This is a genomic window from Variovorax sp. ISS6, assembly GCF_056523145.1.
In genome coordinates this window covers 4,536,556-4,549,730 of record NZ_JAWRZC010000001.1, presented here as the reverse complement: position 1 = coordinate 4,549,730, position 13,175 = coordinate 4,536,556, and the positions used below count along the sequence as shown (strand labels likewise).

General features: G+C 69.8%; 13 protein-coding genes. 4 read left to right on the top strand and 9 right to left on the bottom strand.

Annotated elements, in window-relative coordinates:
* Positions 1–22: 22 nt before the first annotated feature.
* The 7 genes from AC1HIL_RS21125 to AC1HIL_RS21095 all read right to left on the bottom strand — a co-directional run bounded on the left by AC1HIL_RS21125 (position 23) and on the right by AC1HIL_RS21095 (position 6,632).
* A complete protein-coding gene (locus tag AC1HIL_RS21125; RefSeq protein ID WP_057594818.1) occupies positions 23–970 on the bottom strand; it encodes a 5'-methylthioadenosine/S-adenosylhomocysteine nucleosidase in 948 nt (315 codons plus the stop codon).
* An 8-nt stretch (positions 971–978) separates the two neighbouring features.
* On the bottom strand, positions 979–1,980 hold the full coding sequence (locus tag AC1HIL_RS21120; protein WP_057594817.1) for a BMP family protein: 1,002 nt from the start codon (positions 1,978–1,980) through the stop codon (positions 979–981).
* Positions 1,981–2,107: 127 nt separating this feature from the next.
* Positions 2,108–2,737, bottom strand: a complete 630-nt coding sequence (gene upp / locus AC1HIL_RS21115) for a uracil phosphoribosyltransferase (RefSeq protein WP_093342184.1) — start codon at positions 2,735–2,737, stop codon at positions 2,108–2,110.
* 58 nt (positions 2,738–2,795) lie between these two features.
* Positions 2,796–4,205 carry a URC4/urg3 family protein gene (locus tag AC1HIL_RS21110; protein WP_479669934.1) on the bottom strand — a complete coding sequence of 470 codons (1,410 nt, stop codon included), beginning with the start codon at positions 4,203–4,205 and terminating at the stop codon, positions 2,796–2,798.
* Positions 4,202–5,554 carry a GTP cyclohydrolase II gene (locus tag AC1HIL_RS21105; RefSeq protein ID WP_479669933.1) on the bottom strand — a complete coding sequence of 451 codons (1,353 nt, stop codon included), beginning with the start codon at positions 5,552–5,554 and terminating at the stop codon, positions 4,202–4,204. Before AC1HIL_RS21105 ends, AC1HIL_RS21110 begins: the two co-directional genes overlap by 4 nt.
* A 120-nt stretch (positions 5,555–5,674) precedes the next feature.
* Positions 5,675–6,157 carry a DUF6152 family protein gene (locus AC1HIL_RS21100; RefSeq protein WP_479669932.1) on the bottom strand — a complete coding sequence of 161 codons (483 nt, stop codon included), beginning with the start codon at positions 6,155–6,157 and terminating at the stop codon, positions 5,675–5,677.
* 43 nt (positions 6,158–6,200) lie between these two features.
* Positions 6,201–6,632: a hypothetical protein gene (locus tag AC1HIL_RS21095; protein WP_261205962.1), complete on the bottom strand. Its 432-nt coding sequence runs from the start codon at positions 6,630–6,632 to the stop codon at positions 6,201–6,203.
* A 171-nt stretch (positions 6,633–6,803) separates the two neighbouring features.
* Here AC1HIL_RS21095 and AC1HIL_RS21090 point away from each other — a divergent pair, with 171 nt between their 5' ends.
* The 3 genes from AC1HIL_RS21090 to AC1HIL_RS21080 all read left to right on the top strand — a co-directional run bounded on the left by AC1HIL_RS21090 (position 6,804) and on the right by AC1HIL_RS21080 (position 10,508).
* A complete protein-coding gene (locus tag AC1HIL_RS21090; protein ID WP_479669931.1) occupies positions 6,804–7,382 on the top strand; it encodes a sigma-70 family RNA polymerase sigma factor in 579 nt (192 codons plus the stop codon).
* Entirely contained in the window at positions 7,379–8,020 is a 642-nt protein-coding gene (locus AC1HIL_RS21085) for a DUF1109 domain-containing protein (protein ID WP_261205614.1), read from the top strand. Before AC1HIL_RS21090 ends, AC1HIL_RS21085 begins: the two co-directional genes overlap by 4 nt.
* A 148-nt stretch (positions 8,021–8,168) precedes the next feature.
* On the top strand, positions 8,169–10,508 hold the full coding sequence (locus tag AC1HIL_RS21080) for a DUF6351 family protein (RefSeq protein ID WP_479669930.1): 2,340 nt from the start codon (positions 8,169–8,171) through the stop codon (positions 10,506–10,508).
* A gap of 13 nt (positions 10,509–10,521) precedes the next feature.
* On the opposite strand, the gene AC1HIL_RS21075 is transcribed toward AC1HIL_RS21080, so the two are convergent.
* Together AC1HIL_RS21075 and AC1HIL_RS21070 are read right to left on the bottom strand one after the other, a co-directional pair.
* Entirely contained in the window at positions 10,522–11,229 is a 708-nt protein-coding gene (locus AC1HIL_RS21075) for a Crp/Fnr family transcriptional regulator (RefSeq protein ID WP_057596226.1), read from the bottom strand.
* A gap of 19 nt (positions 11,230–11,248) precedes the next feature.
* On the bottom strand, positions 11,249–12,763 hold the full coding sequence (locus AC1HIL_RS21070; protein ID WP_296728017.1) for a helicase HerA-like domain-containing protein: 1,515 nt from the start codon (positions 12,761–12,763) through the stop codon (positions 11,249–11,251).
* A gap of 102 nt (positions 12,764–12,865) precedes the next feature.
* Between AC1HIL_RS21070 and AC1HIL_RS21065 the strand changes: the two genes are divergently transcribed.
* On the top strand, positions 12,866–13,171 hold the full coding sequence (locus AC1HIL_RS21065) for a phosphopantetheine-binding protein (RefSeq protein WP_057596224.1): 306 nt from the start codon (positions 12,866–12,868) through the stop codon (positions 13,169–13,171).
* Positions 13,172–13,175 lie beyond the last annotated feature (4 nt).

The window sequence follows — 13,175 nt, the reverse complement described above, 5'->3', positions numbered from 1 at the left end:
CGGTCCCGCGGGGCAAGGGGTGTCACTTCCACGCAGCCAGGAACGCCAGCATGACCTTCGCGGAGTTGTCGGCCGCGATGTTCATGAAGGTGCCCATCTCGTTCTCGCCATCGCCGCCGCCGGCCAGGTCGCTGAGCGAGCGGAAGGCGATGTACGGCACGCCGTTGCTGTAGGCCACCATGCCCACGGCCGCGGTCTCCATGTCGAGCACGTTGGCCTGGAAGGTCTTGAAGGTGTATTCGCGATAGGCCTTGTTGTCCATGAAGGCCTGGCCCGAGACGCCGTTGCCGCCCACCACGAGCTGGGGCTTGCGCGCCAGGCACTTGCCGGCGCTGCAGCTCGCGAGGTCGACGTTGCGGATGCCGCGCGCCACCTCGAGCATCCTCGGGTCGGCCTCGAACCAGAACTTGCGCTCGATGCCGGGCCGCGCGGCCGAGCGCACCTCGACCGGGCGCGGGAACATCATGCCGAAGTTGGGCAGGGTGGCGTCGGTGATGAAGGGCGGGGCCGCGTACTTGCCGGGCGCGGTCTCGCGCGCCATCAGCACCTCGAGGTACTGGCCCCACTGGGCCGGCACCGTCACGTCGCCGACATGCAGCGAAGGGTTCACGCCGCCCGCGATGCCGCTGAACACGATGTTCGTGACGCGGAAGCGGTTGAGCGCGAGCTGCGTGTTCATGGTCGCGTTGGTCATGCTGATGCCCGAGAGGAACAGCACGACCGGCTTGCCCTCGAGCGTGCCGGTGGTGAACTCGACGCCGTTCACGCCGTGCTTCGCCGCGCCCTGCAGGCGCGCGAGCAACAGCTTGAGTTCGGGCTCGAAGGCCGAGATGACCGCGATGCGCGGCGTGTCGTCGAGCCGGGTGCCGCTGTTGATGCTGACGCCGGTGCCCTTGTAGACACCGACGCAGCCCGCGAGGCCGAAGGCCAGCACGCCGGCCGCGAGCAGGGAACGCCAGCGCGGGGTCATCGCTCGGCTCACTTCGCGGTGGACTTCGGTTGGCCGTCGTCCACCTTCACGGTGAACTTGCCGGCGAGGATGTCGGCCTGCTTGGCCTTGACCTTGGCGACGATCTCGGCCGGCACCTTCTTCTCGAAGGTGCCCAGCGGCGCGAGCTCGGAGCCCTTGTATTTCATCTGCGAATAGATGCCGTAGTCCTCGGCGGCGAACTTGCCTTCCTTCACCAGCTTGATCGCGCGGTCGGCCGAGGGCTCGAAGTTCCACAGCGCCGAGGCGACCACGGTGTCGGGGTACTGGGCCTGGGTGTCGATCACGTTGCCGATCGCGAGCTTGCCCTTTTCCTTGGCCGCGTCCGAGACGCCGAAGCGCTCGGCGTACATGATGTCGGCGCCCTTGTCGATCATCGCGAAGGCCGCTTCCTTGGCCTTGGGCGGGTCGAACCAGCTGTTGATGAAGCTCACGCTGAACTCGACCTTGGGATTGGTCTCCTTGGCGCCGGCCATGAAGGCGTTCATCAGGCGGTTGACCTCGGGGATCGGGAAGCCGCCGACCATGCCGATGCGGTTGCTCTTGGTCATGCCGCCGGCGACCATGCCGCTGAGGTAGGCCGGTTCCTGGATGTAGTTGTCGAACACGCTGAAGTTGGGCGCCTGCGGCTTGAGCGAGGAGCCCATCAGGAAGGCGACCTTCGGGAAGTCCTTGGCGACCTTGCGCGCCGCGGCCTCGACGCCGAACACCTCGCCGAGGATCAGCTGGTTGCCGCCGGTGGCGTATTCGCGCATCACGCGCTCGTAGTCGGCGTTGCTGACGTTCTCGGTGGCCTTGTACTCGATCTCGCCGCGCGCCTCGGCGGCCTTCAGCGCCTTGTGGATGCGGCCCACCCATTGCTGCTCGAAGGGGACGGTGTAGACCGCCGCCACCTTGAGCTTGGCCTGCGCGAGGGCGAGGCCGGGAAGGCCGGCCGCGAGGGCCGCGGCGATGGCGATGGAACGAACGATCAGGGGGCGGCGTGCTGTCACGGTGCTTCTCCTCGGGTGATGGATCTGGTGGAACTGGTGCGGGCTCGGATCGTCGCACCGCGCCCTGCGCGGGGCGGTGGACCGATGCTGCGAAGCAGGAACCGGGCCGCTTCTCTTCTTGTCGCGTTTACTTGGTGCCGAAGATCCGGTCGCCGGCGTCGCCGAGGCCAGGGAGGATGTACCCGTGGTCGTTCAGTTCGCGGTCGATCGCGGCGGTGTAGATCGGCACGTCGGGGTGCGCCTTCTGCATCGTTGCCACGCCCTCGGGGCAGGTCAGCAGGCAGACGAACTTGATCGACTTGGGATTGAGTTCCTTGAGCCGCTCGACCGCCGCCACCGCCGAGTTGCCGGTGGCCAGCATCGGGTCGACCACGATCACGTCGCGGCTGTCCATCTCGCCGGGCATCTTGAAGTAGTACTCGACCGCGGTCAGCGTCTTCGGGTCGCGGTACAGGCCGATGTGGCCGACGCGCGCGCCGGGCACCACGGTGAGCATGCCGTCCAGGATGCCGGTGCCCGCGCGCAGGATCGACACCAGCACCAGCTTCTTGCCGTCGATGACCTTGGCCTGCATGGTCTCGAGCGGCGTCTCGACCTCGACGTCCTGCATCGGCATGTCGCGCGTGACCTCGTAGGCCATGAGCATGCTGATCTCGTTGAGGAGCCGGCGGAAGCTGTTGGTGGACGCGTCCTTGCGGCGCATCAGCGTGAGCTTGTGCTGGACGAGGGGATGGTCGAGGAGGTGGACGTTGCTCATTGGAATTCTTCGATTCGTTCTGCGTTGGCGAAACCCGGAAGTCTAAGAGACTGGCGAACTAGAACACGGTGCCGTCGCTCTCGATCTGCAGCGGTGGCGCACCGTCACGCAAGCGCTGTGCCAGTGCCCGGCCCGCGGCCCAGGTGCCGCCCTCGAGCACGCAGGCCAGCGGCAGCTGTTCCTCGGTGCGGCCGAGCACCTTGCGCACCCGCGGCGCCAGTTCGTCGAGCAGGGCCACGGTGAGCGCGCGCCACTCGACGATGAACTCGTCGCCGGCCTTCCAGCGCCGTTCGAGCAGCGCCGCGTCCTTGGGCACGATCACGCCGCTGTCGATCAGCAGGCCGCCGTTGCGGTATTCGGGCAGCGCGGTCAGGGCCTCGAGGTGGCGCACCTTCACGCCGGCCCACTCGAAGGGCTCGAGCAGCGAATAGGTCAGCCACTGCGAGAGCTTGTGGAAGGGCATCCAGCCGTTGGTGAGGCCCGGGCCCGGCACCGCGCTGTGGCGCCAGCAGTCGCCGAGCGCCAGCGCGGGATCGCCCGAGCCGATGCCGCCGGGGTTGTCGCTGCCGTCGGCCGCGATGCTGTCGACCGCATTGGCCGAGGGCCAGATGCGCGACAGGGCGTCGAGCAGCAGCGACAGGATTTCGTGCGCGCCGATCTCGGCGGTGGGCGGCGCGGCCGGGCCGAAGGGGCCGACCAGCGCGTCGAACAGGTTGCCGGGCCGGCCGTCCTCGCCGAACACCTCGGGCTGCTCGGCCAGCGCCTCGCCGAGCCGGCGCAGCAGCGTGGCGCGGCCCGCGAGGCCGACCAGCGGATTGACCTCGCTGACCTGGAAGGCGGCGCCGAGCCGGTCGGTGACCAGGCCGCGCAGCCCGGCGGCATCGGCCTGCAGCGGGCGCTCGGGGTCGGAGGAGAACAGGCCGCTGGTGAAGGCGTGGAAGCTCGCCACGCCCAGGCCCTCGGAGCGCGTGAAGCGCTCGCCGCTGGCCGGTTCGGTGTAGTGCCAGTCGGGGCCGGCGCCGGCATCGAGCAGCACGCTGACCAGCACCAGGTCGATGTGGGCGCGCGCGCGCTGCCGCGCATCGGCCTCGCCGAGCAGCTCGTCGAGCTGGGCCCGGCGGTCGACGCCGCCGGCCTCGAAGTGGCGCCAGCGGCTGTGATAGGGGATGGTGTCCCAGGGATAGCGCTCGCGCGTGACCTCGGCCACGGTGCGCGCGGCGTCCTCGAGCGCGTTGTCGTCGCCGATGCGGAACCAGCGCGATTCGCCGTGGCGTGCGCGCGCCAGCAGGCCGGCGGCGCGGCGGCGCACTTCGGCGGTGCTGCGCAGCAGGCGCGCGGCGCCCGCGGGATGGCCGGCATCGACCGCGAACTCGGTCGCGGGATCGACCCGGCCCTCGTCGCCGGGCCGCAGGCTGCCCGAGCCGTCGACGGGAAGGTGGTCGCGAAAATCGTTGTTGCTGCTCGTCATTCGTTCAGTCCCCGGCCCTTGGCCTTCTTGAGTTCCTCCGCGTCCGGCACCGGTCCCGGCGTGAAATAGCCGGCGGCCATCTTGGCGTCCATCTCGACGCGCGCGTCGGCGGGGATCAGTTCGTCGGGAATGTTCACGCGTTCGCCGATCTCGATGCCCGAGCCGACGATGGCGTCGAACTTCATGTTGCTCATCGACACCAGCCGATGGATCTTCTTGATGCCCAGCCAGTGGAAGACGTCGGGCATCAGCTCCTGGAAGCGCATGTCCTGCACACCGGCCACGCATTCGGTGCGCGCGAAATACTGGTCGGCCGTGTCGCCGCCGACCTGGCGCTTGCGTGCGTTGTAGACCAGGAACTTCGTGACCTCGCCGAGCGCTCGGCCTTCCTTGCGCGAGTAGGCGATGAGGCCGACGCCGCCGCGCTGCGCACCCTGGATGCATTCCTCGATGGCGTGCGTGAGGTAGGGCCGGCAGGTGCAGATGTCGGAGCCGAACACGTCGGAGCCGTTGCACTCGTCGTGGATGCGCGCCGTGAGCTCGACCTCGGGATTGGCCAGGTCGCGCGGGTTGCCGAAGATGTAGAGCGTCTGCCCGCCGATCGGCGGCAGGAACACCTCGAGGTCGGAGCGCGTGACCAGCTCGGGGTACATGCCGCCGGTTTCCTCGAACAGCACGCGGCGAAGGTCGGTTTCGGAACAGCCGAAGCGCCGCGCCACCTCGGGCAGGTACCAGACCGGCTCGATCGCGGCCTTGGTCACCATCGCGGCGCCGCCGGCCGTGAGGAAGTGACCGTCGGCCTTGAGCCGGCCCTTCTGCAGCGCCTCGATCACCTCGGGCAGGATCACGTGCGCCTTGGTGATGGCGATGGTCGGGCGGATGTCGTAGCCGGCCGCGAGCTCGCTCCTGAAGGCATCGGCCACCAGCGCGCCCCAGGGGTCGAGCGAGACGATGCGCCCGGGTTCGCTCCACTGCGGATAGGGGCCGATGATGTCGGTGGGCGCGGTGTTCGTGAGGTCGGCCTTGTGCTCGCGCTTGAGCGCGCCCGCGGCCACCGCGAGGGCGCGGTACACGCTGTACGAGCCGCTGTGCGTGCCGATGACGTTGCGGTGCGCGCGCTTGGTGGTGGTGCCGACGATCGGCCCGCGCTCGGTGGCGGTGGCCGCGCCCCAGCGGATCGGCAGCGCGCCGAAGCCGCCGCTGTGCGAGGTCAGCCGGATGTGGCCGCTGGGCGTGGGGACGACGGTCTGGACCGGGAGCGCGGCGGCCGAGGGAAGCGGTGGCACCGGCGCGGCGGGGGGAACGGGGGAGGCGGAGGACGAAGGGATCGCAGTGCTGTCGACGGACATGAATGGCCCTCAAAAAATGCAATGTACCGATCGACCGCATGGCTTGCAAGCCGGGGAACGACGGACAACGCCGCGTGCGTGGCGCGGCCGAGGGCGCGAGACGGATCGCGGCGAAGAAGCTCAGGCCGGCGAGGAGCGCAGCCCGTAGACCTTGCCGTCGACGAACAGGTACTCGGCGCGCAGCACCGGGTCGCCTTTCTCGCCGGTGAAGGTGAAGCCCAGCACGCCGAGTTGCGTGCCGGTCTTGATCTCCTCCACGCCCCAGGCCGACAGCCGCGTGAGCGGCGCGAGCTCGACCAGCCACTTGCGGTCGCGCCGCGTCGGCAGCCGGGCCTTGGCGAGCAGCGAGGGCCCGTCGACCGAGGCGCTCTGCTTCGGCAGCGCGCGCTGCTTCAGGTCGGCCGGCAGCACGGGTTTCTCGGGCAGTTCGAGTTCGAGCTCGCCGTGCGGGTTGCGCCACATCACGCGGGTGGCGCGGCCCTCGAGGTAGAGCGGGCGCTCCTGGTCGAAACTGCTCCAGCCGTGGTGCGCGCGCGCCGGTAGCGCGAGGCCCAGGCCGAGGCCCAGCGAACTGGCGACGAAGGTGCGTCTTGGCAGCGGCATGGCGGTCTCCTCGGAGGATGGGTGGGAGCGGGCCGGGGCCGGCTCAGGCATAGGCGATCCAGCGTCCGCAGATGATGACAGCGAGCCAGAAGGCCAGCGACAACAGGCACTGCAGCCGTCCGGTCTTTGCGGCGGGCCCGTCGAGCAGGGCGGAGCCGCCGCGCGCATGGAACAGCGCCGCGTTCGCGCCGGCCAGCGCGATCAGCAGCAGCTTGAGGCGGAAGGCCGGATTGGCGAGCAGCTCTCCGGGCTGGCCCGCGAACATGGCCAGGCCGGTGGCGGCGCACAGGCCGAAGCCCGCCAGCGCGGGCCCCAGCGTGAGGCGCGCGAGCCGGGCCGCGGGCAGGTCGCGGCCCAGGCCCAGCGCGCGCAGCTCGAACACCAGCAGGCCGCCGAACAGCATCGCGATGCCGACGATGTGCACCGCCTCCAGCGCCGGGTAGGCCCAGGGATGCGAGACGAGTCCTTTGAACACCGGGGCGATGCCGGACGACATGAGCACTCCTCGAGGGGTTGGCGGGGCAGCTTAGTGCAGCGGGCGGTGTCTCGGGATCAAGGCCCGGCACCGCGCGGGCCCTTGCGGCCGCATGGTGGCGTGGTGGCATCCGGCGGAACTTTTTCGGCGCGGCTGTAACCTGCCGGTGCGATGGCACGAAACAACGAAGGCAGCAGGATGCATGCGAGCGACGCCGAGGCGGTGCTGCGCGGCCTCTTCCTTCGCGGCCTCAACGGCGACGCGAAGGCGTACCGCGACTTCCTGCAGCGACTCAGCGCGCACCTGCGCGCTTTCCTGGGCCGGCGGCTGTTCGGCTGGCCCGATGATGTGGAAGACCTCGTCCAGGAATGCCTGCTCGCCATGCACAACCAGCGCCATACCTACCAGAGCGACCAGCCGCTGACGGCCTGGGTGCATGCGATCGCGCGCTACAAGATGATCGACCTGCTGCGCGCCAAGTCCTCGCGCGAGGTGCTGCAGGATCCGCTGGACGACGAGCAGGGCCTGTTCGCCGCCTCCGAGATCGAGGCCAGCGACGCGCGCCGCGACCTCGGCGGCCTGCTCCAGACCCTGCCCGAGCGCCAGCGCCTGCCGATCGTGCACGTGAAGATCGAGGGCCTGTCGGTGGCCGAGACCGCGAGCCTCACCGGCATGTCCGAGTCGGCGGTCAAGGTGGGCATCCACCGCGGGCTCAAGGCGCTGGCGGCGCGTTTCGGAGGCGCGGCGTGAAGACCGACGACCTCGTCGCGCTGCTGGCTGCCGGCCCGGTGGCCGCGCCGCGCCGCGCGGCGAGCCGGCGGCTCTGGCTGGCCCTGGCCGTCGGCGTGCCGCTGTCGCTCGCGATCATGTTCGTCGGCTACGGGCCGCGGCGCGACCTGCTGGCGGTGCTGTTCTGGCCGATGTTCTGGGTCAAGCTGCTGTTCCCGCTGGCGATCGCGGGCGCGGCCTTCGTGATGGCGCAGCGGCTCGCGCGCCCGGGCGTGCCGGTGCGCCGGGCCTGGATCGGTGCCGCGCTGCCGGTGCTGGCGATCTGGATGCTGGCCGTGGTGGTCTGGATCGATGCCCCCCAGGAGGCGCGCATGCCCTCGCTGATGGGGCAGACGTGGCGCGTCTGCACGGCCAGCATCGCCCTGATGGCGCTGCCGGTCTTCGCGGGCGCGATGGCCGCGCTGCGCAGCCTCGCGCCGACCCGGCCCGCGCTCGCCGGCGCGGCGGCCGGCGCGCTGGCCGGCGGCGTGGGCGCGGCCGTCTATGCGCTGCATTGCCCCGAGCTCACCGCGCCGTTCATCGCGGTCTGGTACGTGAGCGGGATCGCGGTGCCGGTGCTGGTGGGTGCCTTGCTGGGGCCGCGGCTGCTGCGCTGGTAGGGGCCGGCTCTGGCAGCGCCTGCGAGCGCTCGTAAGCCTCACTGGGACAAACCCTGCACGGCGGCGAAATGTCGTTCGCTGAACAGTTCGAAAAGAGCGAAAGGATTGCAATCGCGTCGCGTTTTTCCTCACAACAAAGGAGACATCGATGCGAGACATCCTCAGAGCGGGACTGCGGGTCCTGGGCCTGTGCGTGGTCGTCACCCTCGCGAGCTGCGGCGGCAGCGGGGGCAGCGGCGTGGCGTTGCCGATCCTTCCTCCGACCAGTCCGCCGCCCACCTCGCCGCCAGTGACGGGCGAGCTCGAGATACGCACGCTGTCGAACCGCGCCGACATGCTCAGCGACGGCGACGCCTACGTGGAGATCGTGCTGCCCAAGGGCGCCGACGCGCTCGACCTGGCGGTCGACCTCGACGGGCGCGACCTTGGCGCGGCCTTCGCGCTGCGCCCCAACGGCCGCGTGCTGGGCACGGTGTCGGGCTTGCGCGAAGGCCGCAACCTGCTCACGGCCACCTTGAAGACGGCGAAGAAGGGCGCGCGGCTCGCGCTCACGAACTTCGGCCGCGCCGGCAACATCTTCGCGGGCGTGCCGATCCAGCCCTGGGTGTGCGCCACCAGGGCGCCGAGCGCGGCACTGGTGAATCCCGCGGGCACGGGGCTGTCGGCCACGGTCATCACGCAGGTCAGCGGCCTCGACGCCGATCCGGTCGATGCCGACTGCAACGCGCCCACCCGGTTCACCCACTACTACCAGCCCAAGGCCAAGCAGGGCACCGACTGCGGCTACGCGCCGATCGGCGCCAACCCCTGCTTCGTCGAATACGACCCGGCGAAGCGGCCCGCCGATGCCGAGATCGCCGATTTCACCAACGACCGCGGCGACACGGTGAAGAGCCTGCTGCGGGTGGAGCTCGGCACCATGGGCCGCAGCATGTACCAGGTGGCGGTGTTCTTCGACCCGGCCAGGCCGAGGACCCCCTGGGCGCCGCAGAAGGGCTGGAACGGCAAGGTGCTGTGGAAGATGGGCGCCTCGGCCTCGGGCAACCGCTTCCAGCAGAACCCGGGCCTCGCGATCTTCGACGACAACGCGCTGCGCGCGGGCTACATGACGGTCAACTCGCAGCTCACCAACCACAACGACAACAACAACGAGTTCCTCGCGACCGAGAACATCATGATGGTGAAGGAACACGTGATCGACACCTACGGCGAGATCCGCTTCACCATGGCCGACGGCGGCTCGGGCGGCTCGATGATGCAGACGGTGCCGGCCTCGGTGATGCCGGGCCTGCTCGACGGGCTGCAGACCGGGGTGAGCTATCCCGACGCGGTGACGACCTGGATCGAGACGCGCGACTGCGGCATCCTCTGGCGCTACTACATGACCGCCGCGGGCACGGGCCTGACGCCCGCGCAGCGCGCCGCGATCGAGGGCCATCCGAGCGCCGACCACTGCACCACCTGGGTCTATTCCTTCCTCGCGCCGCAGAACCCGGTGCTGGCCGCCAATTGCGGCCCGGGCTTCCCCGACGCGGTGGTCTACGACCCGGCGCTGCGGCCCACCGGCGTGCGCTGCTCGATCCACGACGTGATGACGCCGGTCCTCGGCACGGTGGTCGACGTCGACCGCAACGTGAAGCCGAACCTGCCGTACGACAACGCGGGCGTGCAGTACGGGCTCAAGGCGCTGCGCGCCGGCACCATCACGCCCGAGCAGTTCGTGGCGCTCAACGAGGGCGTGGGCAGCTGGGACGCCGACATGGTGTGGTCGGGCGACCGCGTCGCGGTGCCGGCGCCGCGCGCCCGCGCGCTGCCCTCGTCGATGAGCGCGCTCTACCGCAGCGGCCTGGTGAGCGTCGGGCGCAACCTGGCGCAGGTGCCGATCATCGACCTGCGGCCGCAGCTCGGCGTGGACATCCACATGACCTGGCGCACCTGGCAGCAGCGCGCGCGGCTCGACGCGGCCAACGGCCAGCACGACAACCACGTGGTGCGCGCCAGCGGCGCCTACACCGGGCCCGCGATGTTCCGCCAGACCTTCCTGATGATGGACCGCTGGCTCAGCGCGATCGAGCGCGACAAGTCGGGCGACACGAAGGAGCGCAAGGTGGTGAAGAACAAGCCCGCCGACGCGGTCGACTTCTGCATCGCGGGCGCGGGCAACACCGAGGCCGAACTGGTGGACGTGGGCTTCGAGAGCGCCGCCTGCCCGGTCAAGCCCTACGAGTCGGTGCGCATCGTCTCGGGCGGGCCGCTGTCGGAGGACGTGTTCAAGTGCCAGCTCAAGCCGCTGGACTTCGCCTCGGCGGACTATGCCGGCGCCGTCTTCACGGGCGCCCAGCAGAACCGGTTGAAGGCCGTGTTCACCGATGGCGTGTGCGACTGGCGCAAGCCGGGCGTGGGCCAGGTGCCGTGGACGCCGACCAGCTTCCGCGGCGGCCCGGGCGGGCAGGACCTGCCGGCCGCGCCGGTGTCGACGCCGCTCTGAGGACGCGGGCGTCTCAGGCGGGCTGGTTGGCCGGATAGCGCGACAGCCGCTGCCGGTCGAGCACATTGATGCAGCCGTAGCCGGTCTTGATGAGCTGCGCGGCCTCGAGTTCGTGCAGCGCCACGTTCACGCGCTGGCGCGACACGCCGACCATCCAGCCGATCTCTTCCTGGCTGATCTGCAGGGTGGCATCGGTGTTGGGATAGAGCACCGGGTGGAACAGGCTCGCGATGCCGCGCGCGACGCGGCCCGTGGGCTCGAGCAGGCGGTCGAACTTGACCGTGGCGATGAACTGGCTGAGCCGCTCGTTCAGGTGCGACAGCATGAAGTGGTTGAACGGCACGCTCCTGTCGAGCAGCCAGGTGAAGGTGTCGCGCGGCAGGTGCAGGGTGACGGTGGGGCGGGTGGCGGCGATCTCGTACTTGCGCTGCTCGACCTTCAGCAACGAGCCCTCGCCGATCCAGCCGCCCGCGGCCACGCCCGTGAACATCACGGGCTTGCCGTCGGCCGAGGTGTCCTGCACGCGCAGGAAGCCCTCGATCACGCCGATCCAGCTGTCGGCGATCTCGTTGCGCTGGCAGACGAACTCGCCCTGGCCGTGCTCGCGCGTGTAGAGCGCCTTGTAGGCGGTCTCGCGCTCGCATTGCGTGAGCACGCGCGGCCAGATGCAGCGCTCCCAGAACGCCGCGATGTCCCTGGCCGGTGTCTTGCCCGAGGACATGGGTGCGTTGCCGCCCGGTTCAGCGCTTCTTCGAGCCGAAGATGCCGCCGAGCACGCCGCGCAGGATCTCCTTGCCGACCGAGGTGCCCATGGTGCGCACCGCCGACTTGGCCATGGTCTGCACCAGGCCGTCGTGCTTGGCGCCGCGCGGGCCGGTGTGGCCGAACAGCAGGTCGTTGAGCATGCCGCCGGCGCCCGAACCCTCTTCGGCCGGCTTGCCGGGCGCCGTCTTGCCCGCCGCGGGGGCATCTGGCGCGGTCTCGGCGCGGCCCTTGAGCTTCTCGTAGGCCGATTCGCGGTCGACCGCCTTCTCGTAGACGCCCGCCACCAGCGAGTTGGCCAGCAGCGCCTGGCGCTGCGCGGCCGTGATCGGGCCGATCTGGCTGCCGGGCGGCAGCACGTAGACGCGCTCGGTCACGCTCGGGCGGCCCTTGTCGTCGAGGAAGCTCACGAGCGCCTCGCCGACCGCGAGCTCGGTGATGGCCTTCTCGATGTCGAGGCCGGGCTTCTGCCGCATCGTGGTGGCGGTGGCCTTCACCGCCTTCTGGTCGCGCGGCGTGAAGGCACGCAGCGCATGCTGCACGCGGTTGCCGAGCTGGGCCAGCACCGAATCGGGAATGTCGAGCGGGTTCTGGGTCACGAAATAGACGCCCACGCCCTTGGAGCGCACCAGCCGCACCACGAGCTCGATGCGCTCGACCAGCGCCTTGGGCGCCTCGTTGAACAGCAGGTGGGCCTCGTCGAAGAAGAAGGCCAGCTTGGGCTGGTCGGGGTCGCCGATCTCGGGCAACTGCTCGAACAGCTCCGACAGCATCCACAGCAGGAAGGTGGCATAGAGGCGCGGCGAATTCATGAGCTTGTCGGCCGCGAGGATGTTGACCACGCCCTTGCCGCCCACGGTCTGCATGAAGTCGGCGATGTTGAGCATCGGCTCGCCGAAGAACCTGTCGCCGCCCTGGGTCTCGATCTGCAGCAGGCCGCGCTGGATCGCGCCCACGCTGGCGGCGCTGATGTTGCCGTACTGGGTGGTGAACTGGCTCGCGCTCTCGCCCACGTACTGCAGCATGGCGCGCAGGTCCTTGAGGTCGAGCAGCAGCAGGCCGTTGTCGTCGGCGATCTTGAACACCAGGTTCAGCACGCCGGCCTGGGTTTCGTTGAGGTCGAGCATGCGCCCCAGCAGCAGCGGCCCCATGTCGGAGATGGTGGCGCGCACCGGGTGGCCCTGCTCGCCGAACACGTCCCACAGCGTGACGGGGCAGCCCAGCGGCTCGGGCAGCTCGATGCCGCGCTCCTTGAGGGTGGCGGCCATCTTCTCGCCGATGGCGCCTTGCTGGCTGATGCCGGTCAGGTCGCCCTTGACGTCGGCCATGAACACCGGCACGCCGATGGCCGACAGCTTTTCGGCCATGGTCTGCAGCGTGACCGTCTTGCCGGTGCCGGTGGCACCGGTGATGAGGCCGTGGCGGTTGGCGAGGGCCGGGAGGAGGGTGCATTCCACGCTGTCGTGGCGGGCGATCAGAAGAGGGTCGGCCATGGACGGTTCCGGGTCGTGTCGGGGCGGCCAGTCTAATCAAGCTGCCCTCCTATAATCCACGGCCCACGCGCCCCCGCGGCAAAAAGTTTCTGGAGGTTTTTCTTGTCTTCGACTGCTCAGCCCCCCATTCCCGCCGATGGCGATGCCGAACAGTCGCCGATCGAGCAGGAACTGGCCGTGCTGCTGGTGAACGCCCTCAATCTCGAGGTGGCACCGGCCGACATCGTCCCGACCGAGCCGCTGTACGGCGAAGGCCTCGGCCTCGACTCGATCGACATCCTCGAGGTCGCGCTCGAAGTCTCGCGCCGCTATGGCTTCCAGCTGCGTTCGGACGACGAACGCAACCAGCAGATCTTCCAGTCGTTGCGTACGCTCGCGGCCCACGTCGCCCAGAACCGCGCGGCCTGAATCC